This is a genomic window from Enterococcus ureasiticus (genome assembly GCF_001730285.1).
Lineage (GTDB): Bacteria > Bacillota > Bacilli > Lactobacillales > Enterococcaceae > Enterococcus_L > Enterococcus_L ureasiticus.
Window position 1 is genome coordinate 1 of the sequence record NZ_MIJZ01000017.1, and the last position, 24,246, is coordinate 24,246.

Consider the following 24,246-nt stretch of genomic DNA (forward strand, 5'->3'; position numbering starts at 1 on the left):
GTGAATGCGGAAGAGTTAGAAAACTCATTCACATGTGCATCTTGTTGTCTTTCTTCTTTTAAAATGCCTAGTTTGTACATTATTTGTCTTGCCTCCTCTAGTTTACCCTGTCAATTGACTTGGTTCTTTCAGTTTCCAAGGTTATTCTTTGCACTTTTTTTAATATGAAAGTAAAATTAGTAGTAATTATCAATAGAAGTTATTCTCGTTTTTTAGTAAAACGAGAATAACTTCTTATTTAGCTTGATAAATAAGAAACTTACTTATAGGTTGACGGCGTAAGTGACGGTGAACAAAAAAATTGAGGCAAAGCTTTAGAAGTTATTTGTACGTACATTCTTTCTCGCTTTCACCTCTTTATAAATAACGATCGTTATTTATAAAAGAAAAAAAGGGAGACAGATAAACTCCGCTAAATTATTTTTTGATGATTTTAAGATGAGAAAACAGATAGTTTATCCATTGCTTGACGCTGATCCTCAAGAAAAGAATAAGTATACGTATCTAATGTCATTTTGATAGAGGCATGCCCTAATAAAGCACTGATCGTATTGATACTGATACCTAACTCTACACAACGGGTTGCAAAGGTATGGCGTAGCGCATGAAAACCAACGTTTAATATGCCTACTTTGGTTCTGATTCGTTCAAATCGGTAGCTAATTGTTCTTGGTTCTATCGATTTCCCATGGCTTTCAACTACGTATGACGAAATAGCTTGACTCTTAGCACAAATAAGCTGCTCTTTTAAACAAGGAGTCATCGGGATAGCACGTTTAGCACGTTTTGTCTTAGGTGCCGTTTCAATCAATTTCGTTTTTGTTGCATCACTTGCGAAGTCAAAAATACGTTGTTTCGTTCGGCGAACATGAATCATTTCTTGCTCAAAATCAACATCTTCCCACCTTAAAGCACTGATTTCTCCAATACGCATCCCTGTTTCTAAAGCAAGTACAACGGGTAAGCCTTTGATAGATTTCTTACTTTCCTTTAAAATTTTGGTGTGTTGTTGGCGGTTTAACGCAGGAACTTGTTCTTTTTGAATCTTAGGCAAGGAAACCTGCTCAGCCGGATTAATGTATAAATAGCCTCTGTCTCTGGCAGCTTTTAAACAACTCTTAACTAAACGGAAGGTAATGTGAATAGACGCTGGAGACAGTTTGTCTTTAAGTTGATCAACTAATTGTTCTAACTGTTTTTTATCCACACGATGTAATGACGTGTTACCAATGACTGGTAATATGTGTAAAGAAAGTTTATTTTGATAGCTTGAATACGTACTTTCTTTAATATTGTCTTTCATTAATTGATTCAACCAAATAATCGCCCATGTCCCAAAAGTTCCTTGGAATTTCTGTTGAAAAGTACTGTTTTCTAGGGAATGAAGTACCTTTTTTTCTAAAATTTGTTCCCGAACTGATCGGTAAGATCGTCCATAAATATAGCCGTAGTATATAGAACCATCTGCTTTTCTTGCTTTGGGATACCTACCTTCCCAACGCCCATCTTTTCTTTTGTATATGTTTTCGCCTCTTGCCAAAATACATCATCCTTTCAAGTTTTATTGACGGCGGAATCGACGGCGGAAAAAAACGACCTATTTCTCCACCTAAATCATGTTGTATTTACACTAGAAGAAACTTTATTGGATAATCGTCAAAACTCAGATGAATTTTGACGAAAAAAAAGAAAAATTAGATTATATTTCAAAAAAACCTTGTATTTTTAATTTATATCTATTAGAATTAATCTACCGAGCAAATAAATACCAGATAAAAAACAACTAAAATATATAAATCACAATAAACAAAAAGAATATTTCTCGTTTTACTAAAAAACGAGAAATATTCTTTTTATTTATCTATACCTCGTCCCTTTTCTGTTCACTTCTATGTAACACAAGCAACTACCATTAATATTATGTTGAATGACTTATTCTTTATTCATACATGTCCCCCCTCGACTTTTTGTTACACTTAGCTTAACAGGGCTCTCTAGAATCTATTTGTATATAACATGGATTTTTTATGGATTTTTTAAATATAAAAACAATAAAAAAAGAAAACAGACTTAATTTTGAGTAAATCTTCAAAACTAAGTCTGTTTTCTTTTTTAATTATTCACTATTCTTTACCACAGAGGATAAGATCATTGTAAAGACCATTCCTGTTTGATTTTCCAGTGCTTTAAATGTAAATGGGATATCATTTTTCAATAACAATTTAGAAACAATATACAAACCTAATCCTGTCCCACCATCTTTTCTTGACCGAGCATAATCTGGTCGATAAAAGGGCAAGAATATCTTGTTGATTTCTTCTTGTTCAAGAGGTGTACATTGATTTTCAATCACTAAAGCTGTGGGTGTAAGAGTAATAGTGACAGTCCCACCTTTTTTTGTATATTTTATTGCATTGCTTAAGAGATTCATAACGATTTTTTTCATATCTTCCTTATTGAAGTCGATAATTACTTCAGAAACTTCCACCTTAAAGATTAATTCTTTTTGAACAGCTATCAGTTCAAATAAAGCCATTTCTTCACTAATTAACTCCGATAAGGAAAATACTTCATTAAATGTTTCAAATTTTTCAATACTTTCTAACTTTGAAATAAATAATACGTCTTGAACTAGCTTACCCTGTGATTCTAATATTTCTTTACATACATTCAAATAATAATCGCGGTCTTTAAAACGTCCAACTTGCAAAATCATTCCTTCAATTATTCCCAACATCGCTGTAATTGGCGTTTTCAATTCGTGAGAAGCAATTCTCATAAATTCCGATTTAGAGTATTCGACAGCATTACTTTTTTCTAATTCCTGATTCAATGATTCAATATTATCCAATAATGACAAGTATAGAAATTGTATATTATTTTCTAACTCACTAATTTCATCTTTACCTTTTACTACGTAATCAACCGGCTCTTTTAAGACAACCATATTTTTTGTTCTAGCACTTATCCTATATATTCTTCTTGTCGCCCAATAAGAATATACATAGGCCCCCACTCCGCCGATAAAAAAACTTAGCCCAAGGATATATGGATAGGTTTTAAACAGAGTTTTTTTTACTTCTTCAACAGGCTCTAAGAACATATTCACTGCAACATCATATTTTAGTCCTTCTGAATCTTTAATTGTTACTCCTTTGATGGGTACAATTGAGTCTTTTGCAATAATAATAATCTTCTGAGATAGCTTTTCTTTATTGCTATCAAGCTTAAACGGATAAATAGTATTATTCTTTGAATCTTTTATCCCCCATGTAGTTCTACCTTGAATAAATTCCTCATTGACTTCTTCTATGATTCTATCTAACGGTTGATTTTCTATTTTGGCTATAACTTTATCTGTTCTTTTGATTGCACTATTTATTTTGTCTCGTTCGTAAACAATCGGCAAAAAATAATACAATAGAGCAAAGCTAATTGTAATAACAATACCAATGATAGCTGAGGTAAAAATGAATGTCTTCGTTCTCGTTTTCATCTTTTTTCCTCTAGGATATAACCAATTCCTTTAATTGTTTCGATGTTTAGCTGCGGGATTTTTTTCCTTATATTTTTCATATGACTGTCAATTACTCGATCATTTGCTGTGAAGTCATATCCCCAGATGGTCTCTATCAACTGTTCTCGCATCACTGTACGTCCTTTGTTTTTCGCCAAATATTCAACTATTCTGTACTCGATTTTAGTTAAGGGAACTCGCTCATCTTTATAAAAAATCATTGCTGCATCAAAATCTATCCGAACGTTTCCGTAATATACTTCTTGATTTTTTACTTCAGCTCCCTGTTTCGTTCTTCTCAAGACAGCTTGGACTCTTTTAACTAATATCGTTGGTGAAAATGGTTTAATCACATAGTCGTCTACTTTTTGCTTAAAACTAAGCAATTGTGTATGTTCTTGATCGATTGCCGTTAGCATAATAACCGGTACATCAGATGTCTGTCGTATTCTTTCTAACAGCTCCAACCCAGTGATGTTTGGCAACATAATATCTAAGATCATCAAATCTAATTTTTCTTTTTGGAATATCTGCCAAGCCTCTTCACCATCGGAAGCTGAAATAACCTCATAGTCTTTTTCTTCTAAAAAATCAGAGATCACTTCATTGGTCATTGTATCATCTTCAACCACTAGTATTTTTGTTTCCATTCCAAGAACCTCCTTCACAGACTGTTTCTAAAGTACAGAGAAACTATAATTGAACAGTTTAGATTCTGTCAACTATAGTTCCTTATCTTTTATTCTAATAGTACTTGAAAATGTTCGTACACTTTACTGTTATGCTTTAATCGGCTAATTATTTGTTTCGAAATCCAACGATCATCTACTCCGTTTTAACTATTTATTTTCACACATTCTCTTTCAGAATTTTGTTACTCTTCCTACTTTAGCAGATTTTTATGTATTCTATTTGTGTTTAATCTGGATTTATTCTGTATTTCATCGACTCATCTGTTTTTTATCAGTATTTATACAAATCTAATAAAAAAAGGTACAGCTGATGCTATACCTTTACATGAAACAAATCAAAAGTGAATTTCATTCTACGCTCTTCCACTTTTTTTATTATCCAATCCTTCTGTTTACAATTTACTCTCAGTCTCAGGATTTTTCACTAAATTAGCACCCCATAAACCTGCTAAAGAGGTAATGATCATGCCAAGAATCATTGCGACAAAGCCCCAAATAGATGCTTTAGCTACTGTGTTTGAAGTATCTTCTGCTTTTTGTCTGGCTTCTTTGATGTTTTTATCTAATTCTTTTTTCGCATCTTCAAGACTTGATTTTGCCTTTTCTATTTGTGTTTGTGTTTCTTTCGATGCTTTTTGTAATTCGTTGTAGATATTATCTGTAGCTTGTTGCGCTTCTTCTTGTGATAAGTCAGTATTCTTTGCTACTGCGTTTGCGATTGCTGGACGATCAATTGAGTCACCGATTTTTTTCGCTTTCGCTTCTAAAGAATCTGCTGCGTCTTTGAAAATTTCATCTGAGTTGTCTGGATTTTTTAGGATTTCTTTTCCAGCATCTGTGATTTCATCGGTTGCTTCTTTCATTTGATCTTTTAAATAATCAGGTTGTAACTCTTTTACGTCAGTATCAGATAAAACTTTTTTGACTTGTCCTTGCAGTTCTGTTGTATCTACTGATTGAACATTGTCCGTCACTTTATCAAACCCTTTACTGATTACATCAGATGTACCAGAAGCTACAGTTTCCACGCCACTACCAGTTGCTGATGCGATATTGCCAAATAAAGAGCCAATTGCTGAAAATGCACCGATCGCTGTATAAGAAAGAATAGCCAGTAATACCAAGACACTTGTTGCCCATGTTAGAAATCCATGAACTAAGCCCACTCTGCGCGCTGCTACCCCTGCGATAAATCCACTACAAAATAATGAAAGGACAAATGTTACAACTGTCCAAATAATAAGTCCCGTTCCTACACCATCTAGCGGACTATCCGATGTTGGTTCAACTATACCAAAGCCAATTGCAGATCCGATCAAACTCAAGGTAAAGAAAATCGCAAAGAAGGAAACTAATCCCGCTATAATTGCCCCCCAAGAAATATTTACCCCTGCTTCATCTTGTGTTGTTAAGTACGATACAAAACCTTTTTTTCTCGTATTCTTTTCCATAATTTTCATCCTTTCGTTCGTTATTTTTATTAATTGGTACATTATCAACTATAAAAGGAGAAAATATTTAGTGCAAATGATACGATTTTTCCTCTAATCGAATACTCACTTAATAATATCTGTATCTGAAATAGTGCTTCGGTTGATCGTCACTAAACAAAACACCTTTATACAGGTATAGATTAATGAAAATTTTGTTGCTGATAAAGAGGTTCTTCTTTGGAAATAAACTAATTAGCTTTACAGAAAAATAAAAAGGATGAGCTAAACTAAATCTAGTTTTGTCTCATCCTTTGCTTATTAACTTGGTAACATGACTAGGCTTTATTCTTGATAATAAGATTCATAGCCAAAGTGTTCATACGCTAAAGCGGTCGCAATTCTTCCTCTTGGCGTCCGTTTGATAAATCCTTTTTGAATCAAATAAGGTTCGTACATATCTTCAACCGTTTCAGTTTCTTCACTAATATTTACCGCTAATGTACTTAAACCAACAGGACCGCCACCGTATAATTCAATCATTGTTTTCAATAGTTTTTGATCGACATAATCTAATCCTTGATGATCGACTTGTAACAAGGTCAATGCCTGATCAGCAATTCCACGATCGATAGTACCATTTGACTGTACTTGGGCAAAGTCACGAACACGTTTTAGTAAACGATTGGCGATACGAGGTGTGCCACGTGAACGTCGAGCAATTTCAAAGGCGCCTTCTTCTACGATTTCTGTTTGAAAAATATCAGCAGAGCGCAGAACGATCTCTTTTAAGTCTTGTGTTTCGTAATATTCCATATGGGAAATAATTCCGAAGCGATCTCGAAGAGGTGCAGACAACATTCCAGCTCTGGTTGTTGCGCCGATTAAGGTAAATGGTGGTAATGGAAAATGAACGGGATGAGCCGTGGTTCCCTGGCCCACCATAATATCCACATAAAAATCTTCCATTGCCGAATACAGCATTTCTTCCACAATTCGAGGCAAGCGATGGATTTCATCGATAAATAGAACATCGCCTGGTTCTAGTTCATTTAAAATTGCAACTAAATCTCCAGCTCGTTCGATCGCAGGTCCACTAGTCGTGCGGATATTAACATGCATTTCGTTAGCGATCACCATGGCCATTGTCGTTTTTCCTAATCCTGGCGGGCCATATAAAAGTGTATGGTCTAACGCTTCTTCCCGATTCCGGGCCGCTTCAATGTAGATCGTAAGTTCTTGTTTGACTTTGTCTTGACCGATATATTGTGCGAGAAATTGCGGACGTAGCGACTTTTCAAGGGTCTCTTCCCCTTCGCTAGTTTGAGCGGAAAGCAATCTTTCATCTTCTGTCATAGCGATTCCTCCTTAGCGTTTCATCATGAATTTCAATGCATTGCGCAAGTATTCGTCTGTCGCTTGTGTACCTAATTCTTCTAATTTTGGCGTGATTCGTTTGATTTCTTTTTCACTATAACCTAACGCACTTAGGGCTTCTAAAGCTTCTGTTAATGCCTGATTCGCGGATTGCGTATTTGGTGTTTTGGCCATTGCTTCAACCGCTGCTTCTGAGGTTTCCAGTTCACCTAATTTTCCTTTTAGATCCAGAATCATTTGTTGTGCTGTTTTTTTACCTACACCAGGGAATTTTGTTAGATACGCTGCATCTTCACTTTCAATTGCATTGATCAACCCACCGTGATCTTCTGAAGCCATGATTGCCAAACCACTTTTAGGTCCGATTCCTGAAACGCTGATCAGTTTTAAGAAAAGTTGTTTTTCATCTAAATCGCCAAAACCATATAAAGAATGGGCATCTTCGCGAATGACTTGATGGACATAAATTTTGATTTGCTGATCGGTTTTTCCAGAATAACGGTAGGGATTTCCTACAGAAATCTGAAAACCAATGCCATTTGTTTCTATTACAATATAATAAGGACTGATAAATGTCACTTTACCAATGATATACTCGTACATAATTTCACCTTTCTTGATACCGTCGCTTATGCTTTACACGCACATACGTTTCTATTTTAGCACAAATCCAAGAAAATCAGTAGCTTGATAAAAAGAAAGCCAATACGAATTGCGATTAAATTCGTATTGGCTTATTTTTTTATTCAGAAATGTATGTCCATTTGTAGTCATAACGTGCGCCTGCTCCATGAGCGACTACACCTTTGACTTTTTTACTACGCATGTGGGCTTCTGCTTTTTGATAAACTGGTGAAACACCCATATCGTCCATTAATAGTTTTTCAGCATCTACCATATCCGTCCAACGTTTTTCTGGATTTGAAGCATCTTTACTACCAGATGCTTTGACTAATTCATCATATTTCTCATTTGAGTAGCGACCTCTATTGTAAGATCCACCCGTTAGGAATAGATCTGTGAAACTACTTGGATCTGCATAATCAGCACCCCAACCGCCCATGAGTACTTCAAAGTCACCATTTTTACCACGGTCTAAACGAACAGCAAACGGTACATTTGTAACAGTCACATCCACACCATCAAGAGTTTCTTTGACTGCTCCTTGGATATATTCTAGTACTTTTTTTGTAGAATCAGTATCTTCACCCAAGATATCCAGTTTGAATGAATCGATGCCTAATTCCTTTTTCGCTTTTTCCCAGTATTCTTTGGCTTTCTTTGTATCATGTGTCAATACGTTTTTATTTTCATCAGCAAAATCTTTGTTGCCTTCTGGCGAAAATGACATTCCGGCTGGCACAAGACCAGTTGAAGCGATCGAACCGTCTCCTAAGATTCGGTCAACTAAAGCATCACGGTCGATCGAGTAAGAGATTGCTTTACGTAGATTCGCATTGTGGTATGGTGATTTTTCATCTCTTTGGTTAAATTCAAGATAAGAAGTACGCGCATCTTTTTCGATTACAAGTTCTGGATCATCGGCCATTTGTTTGGCTAGTTCTCCACTTAAGATCACATCATCTGCTTGTCCATCTTGGAAAAGATTCAATGATGTCGGTGCTTCTTTAACGACTTTCACTTCGATTTTATCTAATTGAACTGCGTCTTTATCCCAATATTGATCATTTTTTGTGTAAGACCATTCAGTATCTGTTCCAGGTCCGTCAAAATCAGTCAATGTAAATGGTCCGTTATAAACTGATGCATCGCTCGTTGTTGCATAGTCTTTGCCTTTTTCTTCGACTATTTTTTTATTTTGCGGGAAAAATGATGGGAAAGCCAACAAGTAATCAAAGTATGGCGTTTCTTGTTCTAAGGTTACTTCTAATTCATAATCGTTGATTGCTTTGATTCCTAATTCGTCCAGGCCTTTTTTTCCAGCAGAAACATCTGCGCCATTTTTGACTAATTCAAACATATACGCATACTCTGCTGCTGTTTTAGGATCTGCTGTACGCTGCCAGCCATAGACATAATCTGACGCTACTACAGGATCACCATTTGACCATTTAGCATCTTCTCTAAGTTTAAACGTGTACGTCAACCCGTCATCGCTTTTCTTTGCCAATTCTACTGCGCCGGCAGGCTGTGGTTTACTCTTATCATCTAAACGATATAACCCTTCATATATATTGTTCAATGCTGAAAAACTAATCGTGTTTGTTGCTACGGATAAATCTGCACTTGGCATTTCTTGTTGAACGACTAGTTTAAAAAGCTGTTCCCCACTTGCTTTTTTACTGTCGTTACTGCTATCTGTAGAATCAGTCTTGCCGCCACCACCGCAGGCTGCTAATACTAGTGTAGATAGCATCATCACACTGATTAATCTTGTCATATTTGTTTTTTTCATTTTATTCTCCTCAATAAATAATTAATTTCTTTTCTAATTTTAATCTTCTGAATATTCTTATAGTACTAGAAATCAGAACAAATAGCAATCATTTTTATGCGGAAATAAAATAACAAATGATTTCTATTTTACAAAGCTAAAAAAAATATCTAAGCAGATTTCAACTGCTTAGATAGGTGCTCAGATTATTCAAATAAGGCTTTATATTCTCCGTATCCTTCTTTTTCTAGTCTATCTACTGGAATAAACCGTAACGCTGCCGCATTGATACAATAACGTAAACCACCTTGATCTTGTGGTCCATCCGTAAAAACATGTCCTAAATGAGAATCTGCTTCTTTGCTGCGAACTTCAACACGACGCATTCCTAAAGAAAAATCTGAATTTTCTTTAACGCCTTGCTTTTCAATGGGTTTAGTAAACGCTGGCCAGCCACAGCCTGCATCATATTTATCTTTTGAGCTAAAAAGTGGTTCGCCACTCACCACATCCACATAAATTCCCTCTTGGTAAAAGTCATCATATTTACCAGTAAAAGGTCGTTCAGTCGCATTTTCCTGTGTTACAGCATATTCAATATCGGATAGCTTTTCTTTCAACTCTTCTTTTGATGGTTTTTCCATGACAAATCACACCCTTACTTTTTTATTAGTCTTATCATAGCATCATTGTGAAAAAAACACTCACTTTCTGTTTAGAAAATGAGTGTTCACGTCTATTATTAGTTCCAAGGAATATCTAAGTCGACATTTCTAGCTAGATTAATACTTTCTTGACGCTTAGCTTGTCTAAACTGTTTTCTCGCTTCATAGCCTTCACAGATAAAGCGTTCTTCTTTTGTCTCAGGCTCGATTGTTTTTGGCAGACTTGCTCCTTTAGGTACGACAAAGGTCATAAAACAAGTGCCAGCTAGATAACGTTCGCCTGTAAATAAATCTTCACCGATCACTTTGGCGAATATTTCCATCGAACGTGTACCCACACCTGATACATAGGCATCGATACAAACTGAATGGTCCGCTTTTAAAGGCGCTAAAAAATCTAAATGATCGACTGAGGCTGTGACAATTGCCGCTCTTGAAACGCGAACAGCAGAAATACCAGCCGTTTCATCCAGCCACGCCATTAGTTGGCCACCAAATAATGTCTTGTGAAAATTTAAATGAGGATACGTGATCATATGTGTTTGGATGGCTCTTGTTTGTGAACATTTCATTCGTTATTTCCTTCTTTCATCGTTCAGTTACTAATCAAATGATGGCAACATTCGGTACAATGTCGCAATGGGTAACCCCATGATCGAATAGTAATCACCTTGAATACTTTTCACCAACAAAGCCCCCTGCTCTTGAATGCCATATGCTCCAGCTTTGTCTTCGTACTCTTTTGTATCTAAGTAGCGATTGATTTCTTCATCTGTCAAATCGTAAAATTCTACTGTGGCCGGAACAGTGGCCGAAGATTCCTGATCGTCTTTCATTAAGACAACACTAGTATAGACTTTATGTGTTCTGCCGCTCAGTTGCCGTAACATCCGAAAAGCATCGTCTCTGGAAGTGGGTTTTCCTAATATTTCATTATCGATCGTTACAATTGTATCGGAACCGATCACTAAATCATTTGGATATTTTTTTGCAATATGTGCTGCTTTTTGGGCTGCCATCGTCAAGACATAGTCCATCGGAGTAAAATAACCTTTGACTTCTTCATTGATATCAGCTGGCACAACGTCAAAATCGGAAATGATTCGGCTCAACAGCTCACGTCTGCGAGGTGATTGGGAGGCTAGAATAACTGCCATTAGGATAAAACCTTCTTCCTCTATTTTTTAGTGCGGATCTTGGATTCGTTTAAACATTTTTTCCATGTCTGAATTTGTAAAATGGATCAAAACAGGTCGACCATGGGGGCAATTAAAGGGATTTTCACAGGTTTCGAGATCCTTCAATAACACACGAGCCTGTTGTTCATTCAAATAATGATTGGCTTTGATCGAACGTTTACAACTCATCATAATTGCTGTTGCTTCTCGGAATTTTTTCACACTGACAGCACCTGTTGTCAAAAACATATCGATCATCTCACGGATAATTGTTTCTTCTTCACCGGCTGGATACCAAGTTGGGTGCGCCCGAACAATGAAACTGTTTTGACCGAAGTCTTCTAAATGAATGCCTACTTCTGCTAAGGTTTCTTTTTGTTCTTTGATTTTTAACGCATCACTGTTTGGATAATCAATCACGATCGGTACTAATAACTCTTGTAGGTCATTCGTTACTTCACCGATTTTATCTCTAAAGTACTCATATTTGATTCGTTCTTGCGCTGCATGTTGATCGATGATATATAAGCCGTCTTTGCTTTGAGCAAACAGATAAGTGCCGTGCATCTGACCAAAATATTCTAATTCTGGGAAACGTTCTTTCGGGCGTTCATCAGATAGTTTGTTCAACGCTTTATTTAAATCATTTTGAGCACCAGTCGCTGAAAAATCAAATTCTGGATGATGGCTTAATTCTTCTTCATAGACCTGTTCATCTACTGTTGCCGCGTCATTTTGCTGAGGGATTTCCTCTACTTCTGTTGGTTCTACTATTTGGCTGTTATCAGGTGCTTGTTGTTCCTCATTTTCAGTTGGTGAACTAAACGCATGAGCCATCAATGCTTCTTTTTCAAGCTCCTCTTTACTCTGAGGTTCAGACTCTTTTGCCCAATTATTTGTAGATGGTTTAGCTGAAAATCCTGCTGTCGTTTCTTTGACAAAGAAATTGCCGCTCGTTGAATCATAGCCTAGACTTCCTGGTTTACGAATTGGTTTTGCTACTTCTTCTTGTTCAGTCAAAGGAATTTCCATTTGTTCAACTTTGGGCTGTTGCTCGATTTTCTTTTTAAAACGAAGATTATCTGCCGCATTTGGGATCAGCTGCTCATGACTTAATACTTCACGAATTGCCTCACTTATCAAAGCCATCAGTTCTTTTTCTTTACTTAAACGAACTTCTTGTTTTGTCGGATGAACGTTAACGTCAACGAGCAAGGGATCCATCTCGATCTCTAATACCGCGAGCGGAAAACGACCGACCATAAGTTTCGAACCGTAGCCATCAACGATTGCTTTATTCAGCGCAAAGTTTTTGATATAGCGGCCATTGATGATCGTGGACAAATAATTTCGGCTTGCTCTAGTCACTTCTGGTAGTGAAACATAGCCTGTTAATTTAAAGTCTAGATCTTCGGCTTCGATCTTCAGCATTTTTTTTGCTGTACCAATACCGTAAATACCAGCGATTGTTTGTTTCAAATCACCATTGCCAGCTGTGTTCATCATTTTATTGCCATCATGAACCAAGCGAAAGGCAATTTTAGGGTGGCTTAACGCCAACCGATTGACGATATCACCGACATTCGCTAATTCAGTTTGAATCGTTTTAACATATTTTAGACGAGCTGGTGTGTTGAAAAACAGGTTTGAAACAGTGATTTTCGTTCCTTTTCTTAAGGCAGCGGGACGATGTTCTTCGACCTTGCCGCCCTTCATTTGAACGTAACTGCCTTCCTCTTCCTCAGTAACAGCTGTTTCTACAACGATTTCTGAAACGGATGCGATACTGGGCAGGGCTTCTCCACGGAATCCTAAACTACGGATACGGAACAAATCGTCTCTTGTATGGATTTTACTGGTCGCATGGCGTTTGAATGCACTAAGAATATCTTCTTTTGCGATTCCTTCTCCATTATCGATCACTTGGATCGTTTTAAGCCCTGCTTCTTCAATAAAAATATCGATTTGTGTACTTCCTGCATCGATCGCATTTTCTACAAGTTCTTTGACAACTGATGCAGGACGTTCTACTACTTCACCAGCAGCGATCTGATTGGCAAGCTGTTCTGATAATTCTTGTATTTTCCCCATCTATACGATCCTTTCCTTGCTCAGTTTTTTTAGCTAAATTCTTTTTTGCAGTTCGTGCAATTTATTTAAGGCATCCATTGGCGTCATTTCTAATAAATTGATCTTCTTCAAGGTATCGATCACACCTAACTCATCTGTCGATACTTCTTTAAATAGTGATAATTGTTCGGTATCTTCTTTGATCTCGTCTTTATATTCAACGGTCTTAAGCGGTTGTTCATCTGATTCTAAAGCAGTAAGAATCGTAGCGGCACGTTCTAATAACGCACTTGGCAAACCAGCAATTTTAGCTACATGGATCCCATAACTTTTATCGGCTGGTCCATCCATCATTTTATGCAAGAAGACGACTTCGCCATTTTTCTCTACTGCACCGACATGGATATTTTTCAAGCCAGTCAAGTTTTCATCTAAGACCGTCAATTCATGATAATGAGTCGAGAATAATGTTTTTGCTTTGACTTCTCGGTGGATATATTCAATGATTGCTTGCGCTAATGCCATTCCATCATACGTTGCAGTTCCTCGGCCAAGTTCATCAAATAAAATCAAACTATTCGGCGTAGCATGACGCAAAGCTTGATTGGCTTCCATCATTTCCACCATGAAGGTACTTTGCCCTGCAATCAAATCATCTGATGCACCGATTCTTGTGAAAATTTGGTCAAAAATCGGTAGTTCCGCAGATTCAGCTGGAACAAAACAACCGATTTGGGCCATTACGACTGTTAACGCTAATTGGCGCATGTAGGTACTTTTACCGGACATATTTGGTCCTGTAATTAGTAAAATGATGTTGTCTTTACTCATATGGACACTGTTTGGGATATATTCTTGATGACCTAAAACTTTTTCCACTACAGGGTGACGACCTTCAACAATATGCAGTTCTTTGCTATTGCTTTTTAAGGTTGGTCGAACGTATTGGTATCTTTCACTAACCGTTGCAAAAGCTTGTAAAACATCCACTGCGCTGATTGTTTTCGCTAGTTTTTGTAGTCGCTCGATATTGGCTTTGACTTGTTCGCGAACTTCTAGGAATAATTGATATTCTAGATCTACTGATTTTTCTTCTGCTTCTAAAATCAACGTTTCCATTTCTTTTAGTTCAGGGGTGATAAAACGTTCCGCGTTTGCTAGGGTTTGTTTGCGTTCGTATTTGCCTTCTTCTAAGTTGGCTAAGTTGGATTTCGTCACTTCAATATAGTAACCAAATACTCGATTAAACCCGACTTTCAAGGTCTTAATGCCTGTTTCTTGGCGCTCTTTGGCCTCTAATTCCGCTAACCATTGTTTGCCGTGACGCATTGCATCGCGGTATTCATCTAATTTTTCATTGTAATTGTCTTTGATGATATTTCCTTCTGTGATTGCAAGCGGCGCTTCTTCGTTGATAGCTGTATTGATTAGTTCAACGATATCTTCAGCTGGATTTAAATCTAATAATAAGTCATTCCACTCACCTTGGTTGATACCAACGATCAACTCACGAACCAACGGTACTTGTTCTAATGAAGTTTTTAGTTGAATCAGGTCACGTCCATTTACATTTCCAAAGGCTACACGACCAGCTAAACGCTCTAAATCATAGACTTTCGTCAATGTTGATTGTAAGTCGACACGTTCAAAGTAGGCATTCAATAACGATTGAACCATTTCTTGGCGAGTTTGGATTTGTTTTTCTTGGATCAACGGACGATCTAGCCATTGCTTTAGTAAACGACCACCCATTGCGGTTTTTGTTTCATCTAGTAACCATAATAAGGTGCCTTTTTTCAACCCAGTTCGAATGGATTGAGTCAACTCTAAGTTGAATTTAGAATAGTGATCCATTTTTAAGAAATGATCTGGCTGATATTCTACTGCTTTTTGAATATGAGATAAGCCACGCTTTTGTGTCACACTTAAATAGGTTAAAAGCTTGCCTGTAACTTCGACTTCTAGTGGATCTGTCAGTTCACTTGTCAAAAAGCTAAATTCGGCATTTTCTTCTGCTTGGTTTTGTTCAGAGAAAATAATGTTTAAACGATCTTTTAGGGTTTGCTGTAGCGTCTCTGACAATTCACTACCTAATACGATTTCTTTGGTTTGCAGTGCTGATGCTTCATTGATCACCGCATCTTCATCGCTTAAAATGGCTGTTTTTAGTTCGCCTGTACTTAAATCAACATAGGCTAAACCAAAGGCACCATTCTCTTCGACAATAGCCGTTAAGTAGTTGTTGTCTTTAGCATCTAAGCCTTTACTAGTCATAACGGTTCCAGGCGTAATCAGCTGAACGACTTCTCGTTTGACCATGCCTTTCGTTGTCTTAGGATCTTCTACTTGCTCACAAATAGCGACTTTATAGCCTTTTTCGATCAATGTATCGATATAGCCTTGGGCCGCATGATGAGGAATCCCACACATTGGAATCGGGTCATCTGCATTGCGGTTACGACTCGTTAACGTTAATTCCAACACTTGTGACGCATTGATCGCATCTTCATAAAACATTTCGTAAAAGTCACCTAGTCTATAAAATAGAAAAGCATCTTGGTATTGGTCTTTGATTGCTAAGTATTGTTCCATCATGGGTGTGTGTTTTGTTTTTTGCGGCATTGTTACCCTTCCTTCTCTAGTTCTTCGTTGATTCTATATTGGATCATATCTGTGACGTGCTGCAAGAGGTCATTGGCTTCCATCAGTTGTTCTCTATATGCCACAACTAAGGGATGTTCATCGAATTCTTTGGTTAGTTCGTCTGCTCGCTTGATGGCGGCCTTTTCTGCTTCTGGTTTGTCGTAATGAGCAAATTGAACGGCATCTTTTTGGGCTGCTTTGATTTGTTCGACTAAATCGGTGAGTTTCTCGTTGTTTTGAACTTTTTCTTCTAGTTCTTTATAACGCTGAATCAATTCGTCTTCGCCAAGTAAGGTTAATAATTTCGTTAATTCTTCGTTGACTTTTTTATCTGTAATGGATGGCTCCATGATTTCACACCTTTATTCTGGGTAAGATTTTGTTGTAAAATAGGTCTACTTATTTTAACATAATTCCAGCAGAATCAACAGTTTGTCGGGAAAAACAGTAGCGAATATTTTGAAGTTTATTGTGCAACATTAGAAACAGCAGTCAAAAAAACAGAGCAGCCTTTTGATAAGGTTACTCTGTTTAGCATGTTTCTATACATTTACTTTTTCTTCAATTCCGCTACTTGTTCTTCTAACGCTTTGATTTTTTGTTGTCTTTTTCTATATAGAATAAATAAAAGAATCAACAATAACAGAACTAAGAATAGGATTATATAAAGCAGATAGTTATTTTTATCATGATGAATATACGCTTGATCATTTAATTTATCTGCTTCAGTTGCTTTGATTTCAAACTCTTCTTCAAAATCCCATGTTTTCCCTTTTGATTCTGCGTGAACAGCTAAAAGATATTTTCCTGGTTTAAATTCTGTTTCTTGCAGGCTTACTGGATAGTTAAAGACAGAATTCGGTGCCATTTGCAAATCAGTTTTTTTTGTTTCGTAAAGAATGTTATCTGAATTTTTCTTTCTGATTTTAACATTTACGTTCAATTTGTTGAGATAAGCTGCTTTAGGATTTTCTAAATGGGCAAAAACTGTGTTCCGATTGTTGACTTGTCCTAAGCTTACTTTGGCTAGTTTTAAATCAGGTGAGACTTCCTTTTCCCCATGTAAAACAAGGGCAATCACATACCCAAATTGGTTTTTAATTGCAACATCCGCTGTAGAATCTGTTGACTTTTCATCTGTATTTTCATTTGTAAAAATAATACCACCTGATAAAATGCCCGAAAACTCTTTTTTAGGCATCGTAATTGCGTAGTCGACCTCTTTTGATTCATGAGGTGCTAGTGTAATTTTAGGTGTGTTGGTTTTAACGAGTTTGCTAATATCATATGGTAAATCGATCGATTCGTTTTTGTCACTATTCATATATTCGACTATGCCATTAGTATTGGTCGTAGCTGTTTTGACTTTTGTATCTATGGTTTGTTCTTGATCAGATTTATTGGTTACTTTAACCGTGATTGTTTGCGTTTCTTCTGGGGTAAGTCGTAAATCAAAATAGGTTTTAGTTGTGTCAACTTGCTTAGTTGAAGGAATTGCTTTTACTTCATAATCTGCGTCTTGAGCCCAAACATTCAGTGTTCCTACCAGACACCCGAATATAACAGCGATCAGCGTTACTAAAACTTTAAGCGTATGTTTTAACATGTGAATTCCTCCATTTTTTAATTTACTATGTATGTTAGCGGCACGGGATAAAAGTAGATTTAGTCCCATGCCATTCCCTTTTTTATACTAGCTATTTGCTGGTTGGTCCAATAATGTCCATGTCAATGTTGTTTCGTATTGTTTTGCTACTTTGACAGTTTCACCCGGTACTGATAAAACAGCAGCATCTTTACCGAAACTTTCAATTGTTACACCATTACCCAGTCCGGCTTCAGCATCTAAAATCGTTTCGCTTGAACCATCTGTATTTAGGACAACTTCTGTTTTGGCAGTAGCTGAACCTGTTGATTTTTCTGAAATAGTTGGTGTTTTCAATGTGATTTGAGCGCTTGTTAATTCCTTTTTATCTGCTTTAAATTGTCCATTTTGAGCAACTTGGACAGTCCAACCAGCTTCTGTTCCGCGGATATCTTGAACGGTTGTCGCTGTTTCAGTTTTGCTTTTATATACTTCATCATTAGCAGAAATTGGATTAGAACCGAAATCAAAATCAGCTACATTCAATAACGTCAAAGCGCCTTCTGTTGGCGCTGTAAACCCAATATCACTTTTTGACGCTTGATCTGCGATTTCCTCTGCATTTACGACCATACTTGTGCTTACACTCATTGTTACTGCTGCTAATACTACTAAAATTTTACTTGTTTTCATTTAAATTCTCTCCTCATTATTTAAAATTCTATATGATATCATTCCAGTTATAAATAACAGAATGGATATTCCACTTATTCGTAAAACATGACTAGGTGAATCCTCACCCGTTTGTGGTAATTTGTGCGTTTTATGTGGGTCCTTTTGCTTTTCTTCGTAAAAACCGACTGTTACTTTACCGTTTTCTGCGGCGTGGCTTTCACTCATTCCAATCAAATAGATAAAATAACCGGAAACTAGTAGCAATTGAAGCCATTTTCTTTTTTTATTTTTCACCACTCGGCACCTTTCAATCATTGGCCACAACATCGTATAATTCCCAGCTGATTTCGCCAGAATACTGATCCGCTAGCGCATCACCTGATTTTACAGCGACTTTCAGCCCGTCATCAGAAGTTTCCCAATCCTGGGTTATATTGTACTCATCATGGGTCGTTGTCACTGCTGATTCAATGATCGATGATGAATGCGTGGGAATCGGAACTGACTGACCATCCTTTACATAAAATAGTGCATCGGATAGTACATGTTGCGTTTTGTTTCCAGTCAAAGGCTTACTCAATGTTGCTCTTAGCTGCCAATTTGACCCTAACGTGCGTGTATCTTTTACAACAATATCTCGATCTTTTGCTTCGATTTTATATTCTTCATCCTTGCTAGATAACGCATGCGTTCCAAAGCTGATTTGTGTTGGTACAGCTGAAAAAATTAAGTGCCCTTGGTACTTATAGATAACTGTTTGTGTTTCGTTTGAAAAAGTTCCTGACTCATTTTCTGGTATTGTTGTTAACGTGTAACCTGGAATTTCTTTGGCTTTTGCCTGATAAGGTTGGCTGACCTTACCATCTAAAATTTCCGTTGGGGCAATTTCTTGTCCATCTTCGTTTAGATAATTTACAACAACTGATTTTCCTTGAACAAACTCGGCTTTAAGCTCAGCTTCATTGCTGGCTTTTGATTCCTCATTTACAGTTGTAACAGCTGTGTTAGGAATTGTGATTTGATTGAGTTCGGGATCGGTTAATTCTTCATGGCTCAGTTGTAAACTGCCGTTCAATTCAATCGTATAGGTCTTTCCATAAAATGATTCATCGGCTAAGCTTTCCGGCTTTGCTTCGATCAATAATTCATTCTCTGCATTTTTGTTGCGTGTAAAATAATCAGTAGCATTCCCTCCAGTCTCATCTTTGATCGTGACATCTTCTGCCGCAATCGCTAATGAATCTGCCAATGGATCTGTGATTTTTACTGTTTGGATCGGAAATCGTGAAGAATACGCTGGGATTTTTTGGGTGATTGTATATAATCGCCTGTTCTCATTTCCAGTATATGTAAATTGTTCTCCAACTTTGATCGGTGCTTCAAGTTCTTCTCCGCCAACAATATCCCCTAATCCCGGAAAGTCGTCATAATCAAACATAGCAGTGCTTTCCTCGGGACTGATCGGCATATTGGTATGAATATCATAGCCAGAATAGACGCTTCCTAACACTCGACCTTGCGTATCATCAAGTATTACAGATGCCCTTGGCGCCAAAACACTTCCTATAAATAATGATGCATTACTTCTAAATTGAATCTCTTTATCTTCGTCATTAAAGTTATGAACCAGATGCGTCGCCATCTTATAGGTTTTATCTTTCAGCTCGTCAGAGATTGTATGACTATCCGATTTTATTAACGGTACTGCTTTATCCGAATATTTCCCTTCAAAAAACACACCATTGTTTCCTTCGAATTCGTATTCTTCCTCACCTGGCAAGCTCGGATAAGCTGTTGCATGGAAAAATGTACTGCCGCTGAAATTAAACGTTGGAAAGTGTTTATAGTTAATGAACAAGTACGGCGGCAACATCGTATCTGGATCATAATTTGTATAATTGATCGAAATATCCTGCGCATTTTTAAAGTGATCGATTTGACCATCAACATTGACGATTGCAACGGCTTGTTCCGTCGTTCCTTTTTTTAACGCAATATTGATTTGGATCGATGATTGTCCGCCCCAATCATTTGGGTTCACTACTTTTTTCTCTGTGTTTACCTCTGCTGATTGAACAGCTGAATTATGAACGACTGATTGATTGCTATCGGTCAATGATGCGTAATAATCACTAACGTTTTGAATGTTCCCGGTCACTTGTGAAAAATTAGTAATGCCGTTATCCGTGAATGACGGAAATGATTCAAGCGTATCATTATATAATCGTTTAGTGAAATTTTCCCGTAAATCAGGATAATATTGCAATGCATCGTTCATTTCTTTTTCTGTCGGTAAATTTCCTAAGTAGTAATGTAGATCTTCACCATTCATATACTTAAAACTTGTCGCATTCGCATACAAGCGTATGATATCACTGCCAGTAATTGTTTCAGAAACAACCGCTGGATCGATTTGGTCTAACTCCCATTGACGAGTTGCGTTTTGATAATTTTGAAAACCGCCTTTGGATAATCCAGAAGAGCCGTTAGAGGTTATATTTTTTGCTAAAAATTGCCCTACCAGCTGTTTGTCTTGCAATTGATCGGTATTAAAATAAAGTGTGCCGCCAGCTGTTAAATTCGTTTTTGTAGAAACCCCCAGTGGATAGTTTCCAGGTGGTAAAACCGATTCAGCAAAAACTATATCTGACGAATCAACAATATGTAAAAGACAGAAAAATAAAACGAGTAAACGAAACACATTCTTTTTCATCGATTTCTCCTATCTGCTTACTTCATTTGGCAAATCTAACCCAAGTCGCTTTTTTTATTACAATGAAATAATACAATTTTTTTCAGAAAAAATTTATATATTTCTGAAACGATTTGTTCCAAAAATTAAAAAACAACAGTTCTTTTTCTAGAAACCCACTATTTACATGCGAAAAAAGGCTGAAACAAAACAAAGAATTGTTTTGTTTCAGCCTTTTTAAAAATGAATTTTAAAGGTAATTTAGTGATAGAATCGATATTTTTATACTTTTGACAAATTTGATTCTTCTTCACTACATCCCTAAAAAAACAGTTTTATAAAAAATTTGATTGATAGCTTCGATCATTTTTCCCCATTGTTCCGGGTTTAGCTGCTCATCAAAGTAGAAATATTCCGTATGCGGGTTTGCTACTTCATAAGAATCTGAAATAACCAAATCTGCTGTCAATACATCATTCGTAAAAACGATTCGATCCCGATTATAAACATCTAGAATAATCTTTTTGATGCCGTCTGCCAAAATCAAATTATTATTGAAAATGACACAGATCGACATGCTTCCCGCTTTTTTATTCAGATAAATGCCTGAGTAAATCGTTAACGAGAGAATCGACATGACACCTTTCAACGATTTTTTATTGATTTTAGAATAAAATTCCTGTTGCTCAATAATCTTGTTGATTTTTTGAAAAATTTCTACATTTCCTTCATCGTAATCGATCATCGAATGAAACGATAGCTCATTTTTATAATATCCAGAAATATCAATGTTGATGTGCTTGATATAGATCAGTAAAATAATCAGATAAAAATAAAAATTTACATACCCTTCCTCCGTATAATCTAAATCAAATTCTTCTTGAACTTCTTCCATTAATTTGGTCGTATAAGCTGCAATTTCTAGTGACGACTGCTGATAATGTTGAACGATATTTTTTTTCGTTTCCAGTGAATCTAGATTGTAAATCAGCCCTCTAGTTGCATACACCAATAACGCTCGTTCTTTATGGTAGATGTTCTTTGGCAATCGTTGTTTAATTAAAGGCAATAGCTCCGTATCTTTGGTATCAAAGTAGGCAACATCTGCTAAAAACTCTTCGGAAAGCTCTAGATAATTCTTTTGCCAAAGGACTCTTTTTAGGGTAATCAACTGAATAAAACGTAATTTTGCCCGTTGTGATTCTGACAACGAAGTCGTATGATCAAAGTATTCCTCGATCTCTTTTATGTTCCACCATTCTTCTGGATAATGTCTGTTACCATATTCCGTTGACTTAAAAACTGACCAGTAAGAATAAAAAGCAAAGAGACGAATACCAAGCTCATTTCCAGTCAAAGGGCTAGCAAGTTGTTCAAAAGAGATCTTTCCTCCAAAAGGAACTAACATTTCTTTTAGTGCTCGCAGTTGTTTGTAAACAGACGAACTGCTCATATGTAAATCAAGTGCCATCGCCTCAATCGAACTATAATGATTTTTTAGCAGTATATCTAAAATGAAAAAAATCCCACTTTGTTTTACGTAAAACAAATGACTATAATCGATCAAATACCCGATGCTGTATGTTTCTTCCGTTTGGATTTGATAGGTCCCTGTCTGAGCGTTCTGTACTAAATGGACCTTCTCATCAAATGTCTCTCCCACTTCTTGCGCCAAATCATTGATATATCTGCTTAATGTACTTTTCGTAAGATCATGCTTTTGCATCAACTCATTAAAGCTTAACCCATTTTTTGAGAAAATGATCGATTTAAATAATTCAAACTTCATCCGCTCTTTTTTTCCCATAAAAGAATTTCGCATAGTCGCCTCCTAATTTAGTTGCTTTTAGTTACTGTACTCTGATTCTTTTCCTATTATAGAACAAATTTCAGTTCACTTGTTCACAAATGCTCAACCATCTTTTTTGGCAAAATAAAAAAGCATCAGATACTCCTTCTCATGTTGCTTGGAGTTGGATACTTCTGTCCCTTTTTTATTTTGTATTTGGTTAAGTTGAACTTAGTTATTCCTCAAACGGACGATCTTCACTGATTTGAATTGGTTCGATTTTTTTCGCTTGTCCTGTCTGATCGTCAATATCAATCACACAAGCTGATAATAAGCTCCGACCTTCGTCTACGACTTCAAAGCGTTTTGGTAATGCTGTCCTGAATTTCTCAATAATGGGTCCGCGCTTCATGCCTAAGATACCATCGTAAGGACCTGTCATGCCGACATCACTAAGAAATGCTGTCCCAGCTGGTAAAATCCGAGCGTCGTTGGTTTGCACATGCGTGTGCGTGCCGACAACTGCGCTAACGTGTCCATCTAAAAACCAGCCCATTGCTTGCTTTTCGCTAGTTGTTTCGCCATGAAAATCAACAAAAATCAATGGCGTCCGCTTACGTGCTTCTGTGATCAATTCTTCTGCTTTACGAAACGGATCATCGATATCCGCCATAAAAACACGTGCTTGCATGTTAATAACGGCAAGTTCAAGCTGATTGACTTTGACAAAAACCATCCCTTGTCCAGGGGTGCCTTCTGGAAAATTAGCCGGTCGGATCATTTTTTTAGCATCGTCGATAAATTCGAAGATTTCTTTATTATCCCAGGTGTGATTGCCTAATGTGACCACATCTACCCCGTCTTGTAAAAACTTCTTGTAAATCTTGCCAGTGATTCCTCGACCAGCTGCAGCATTTTCACCATTAAGAATCGTGACTTGGGGACGGTATTTTTTCTTTAACTTTGGTAAATAGGTGGTTATCGTATCGCGACCTAGTGATCCAACTACGTCTCCTATAAATAATATACGCAAAAAACTTCCTCTTCTCTTTTGATTTCTTTATTTATTATAGAGGTTTTTGAGGTGGAAGGGAAGGGTTGTTGGTTTTATTAGTAATGTCTGAAAGATCGTTACCACTACTATCTTCCTCAATATCGTTCGAAACTAGTTTGATTTGCACAAATAGTATCACCTATAGTTATATAATCTAGGAAATTTTCTATGTATTCTAGGTGAAGGTAGACAGAACCAGAAATTTTTGCTGATCCATAGACATTGATGTAGATACAAAACTTTCTCAGGCAAAAGAGAGAAGCTGTTCAGCCCTTTTTTAATCATGTACATCAAGCTCCTTTTTCTCACTTTCCATTCTAGAATAAACTGAGAGATTTACATCAGATAAACTCTTTTTTTGAGTAAAATGTCGTGTCTATCTAAAAAATCTGAGCACTTCCTATATTTTCAACATTCATTCTTCTTCCAATGCTATATTCACAAGTAACTATTAATTCTCAATTCAGTGTACAATAATTCATTA

Annotated in this window: 19 protein-coding genes; all 19 read right to left on the reverse strand. The window is 36.7% G+C overall.

What is annotated here, in order from left to right; all coding sequences use genetic code 11:
* Positions 1 to 433 precede the first annotated feature (433 nt).
* Positions 434 to 1,540: a tyrosine-type recombinase/integrase gene (locus BCR21_RS15755; RefSeq protein ID WP_084013368.1), complete on the reverse strand. Its 1,107-nt coding sequence runs from the start codon at positions 1,538 to 1,540 to the stop codon at positions 434 to 436.
* A gap of 576 nt (positions 1,541 to 2,116) precedes the next feature.
* Entirely contained in the window at positions 2,117 to 3,496 is a 1,380-nt protein-coding gene (locus tag BCR21_RS15760; protein WP_069647430.1) for a sensor histidine kinase, read from the reverse strand.
* Positions 3,493 to 4,167, reverse strand: coding sequence for a response regulator transcription factor (locus BCR21_RS15765; protein WP_069647431.1), 675 nt, complete (start codon positions 4,165 to 4,167; stop codon positions 3,493 to 3,495). Before BCR21_RS15765 ends, BCR21_RS15760 begins: the two co-directional genes overlap by 4 nt.
* Before the next feature lie 434 nt (positions 4,168 to 4,601).
* Positions 4,602 to 5,660: a hypothetical protein gene (locus tag BCR21_RS15770; RefSeq protein WP_069647432.1), complete on the reverse strand. Its 1,059-nt coding sequence runs from the start codon at positions 5,658 to 5,660 to the stop codon at positions 4,602 to 4,604.
* Between the two features lie 324 nt (positions 5,661 to 5,984).
* On the reverse strand, positions 5,985 to 6,995 hold the full coding sequence (gene ruvB / locus BCR21_RS15775) for a Holliday junction branch migration DNA helicase RuvB (RefSeq protein WP_069647433.1): 1,011 nt from the start codon (positions 6,993 to 6,995) through the stop codon (positions 5,985 to 5,987).
* Positions 6,996 to 7,007: 12 nt separating this feature from the next.
* Positions 7,008 to 7,619: a Holliday junction branch migration protein RuvA gene (gene ruvA / locus BCR21_RS15780; RefSeq protein WP_069647434.1), complete on the reverse strand. Its 612-nt coding sequence runs from the start codon at positions 7,617 to 7,619 to the stop codon at positions 7,008 to 7,010.
* 139 nt (positions 7,620 to 7,758) lie between these two features.
* Positions 7,759 to 9,432, reverse strand: coding sequence for a peptide ABC transporter substrate-binding protein (locus BCR21_RS15785; RefSeq protein WP_069647435.1), 1,674 nt, complete (start codon positions 9,430 to 9,432; stop codon positions 7,759 to 7,761).
* 185 nt (positions 9,433 to 9,617) lie between these two features.
* Complete coding sequence (msrB, locus tag BCR21_RS15790; protein ID WP_069647436.1) at positions 9,618 to 10,055, reverse strand: peptide-methionine (R)-S-oxide reductase MsrB; 438 nt, start codon at positions 10,053 to 10,055, stop codon at positions 9,618 to 9,620.
* A 98-nt stretch (positions 10,056 to 10,153) separates the two neighbouring features.
* Positions 10,154 to 10,648, reverse strand: coding sequence for an acyl-CoA thioesterase (locus tag BCR21_RS15795; RefSeq protein WP_069647437.1), 495 nt, complete (start codon positions 10,646 to 10,648; stop codon positions 10,154 to 10,156).
* A gap of 30 nt (positions 10,649 to 10,678) precedes the next feature.
* A complete protein-coding gene (locus tag BCR21_RS15800; protein WP_069647438.1) occupies positions 10,679 to 11,233 on the reverse strand; it encodes a Maf family protein in 555 nt (184 codons plus the stop codon).
* A gap of 27 nt (positions 11,234 to 11,260) precedes the next feature.
* Complete coding sequence (mutL, locus tag BCR21_RS15805) at positions 11,261 to 13,345, reverse strand: DNA mismatch repair endonuclease MutL (RefSeq protein ID WP_069647439.1); 2,085 nt, start codon at positions 13,343 to 13,345, stop codon at positions 11,261 to 11,263.
* Between the two features lie 33 nt (positions 13,346 to 13,378).
* Positions 13,379 to 15,946, reverse strand: a complete 2,568-nt coding sequence (gene mutS, locus BCR21_RS15810; protein WP_069647440.1) for a DNA mismatch repair protein MutS — start codon at positions 15,944 to 15,946, stop codon at positions 13,379 to 13,381.
* A gap of 2 nt (positions 15,947 to 15,948) precedes the next feature.
* Positions 15,949 to 16,317 carry a YlbF family regulator gene (locus BCR21_RS15815; protein WP_069647441.1) on the reverse strand — a complete coding sequence of 123 codons (369 nt, stop codon included), beginning with the start codon at positions 16,315 to 16,317 and terminating at the stop codon, positions 15,949 to 15,951.
* A 200-nt stretch (positions 16,318 to 16,517) separates the two neighbouring features.
* Complete coding sequence (locus BCR21_RS15820; protein ID WP_069647442.1) at positions 16,518 to 17,573, reverse strand: WxLIP family cell surface protein; 1,056 nt, start codon at positions 17,571 to 17,573, stop codon at positions 16,518 to 16,520.
* Positions 17,574 to 17,660: 87 nt separating this feature from the next.
* Positions 17,661 to 18,245, reverse strand: a complete 585-nt coding sequence (locus tag BCR21_RS15825; RefSeq protein WP_069647443.1) for a WxL domain-containing protein — start codon at positions 18,243 to 18,245, stop codon at positions 17,661 to 17,663.
* Complete coding sequence (locus tag BCR21_RS15830) at positions 18,246 to 18,521, reverse strand: LPXTG cell wall anchor domain-containing protein (protein WP_167351797.1); 276 nt, start codon at positions 18,519 to 18,521, stop codon at positions 18,246 to 18,248.
* Positions 18,522 to 18,534: 13 nt separating this feature from the next.
* On the reverse strand, positions 18,535 to 20,940 hold the full coding sequence (locus tag BCR21_RS15835) for a MucBP domain-containing protein (protein WP_069647445.1): 2,406 nt from the start codon (positions 20,938 to 20,940) through the stop codon (positions 18,535 to 18,537).
* A gap of 292 nt (positions 20,941 to 21,232) precedes the next feature.
* Complete coding sequence (locus tag BCR21_RS15840) at positions 21,233 to 22,741, reverse strand: helix-turn-helix domain-containing protein (protein WP_069647446.1); 1,509 nt, start codon at positions 22,739 to 22,741, stop codon at positions 21,233 to 21,235.
* A gap of 202 nt (positions 22,742 to 22,943) precedes the next feature.
* A complete protein-coding gene (locus tag BCR21_RS15845) occupies positions 22,944 to 23,741 on the reverse strand; it encodes a TIGR00282 family metallophosphoesterase (protein WP_069647447.1) in 798 nt (265 codons plus the stop codon).
* Positions 23,742 to 24,246 lie beyond the last annotated feature (505 nt).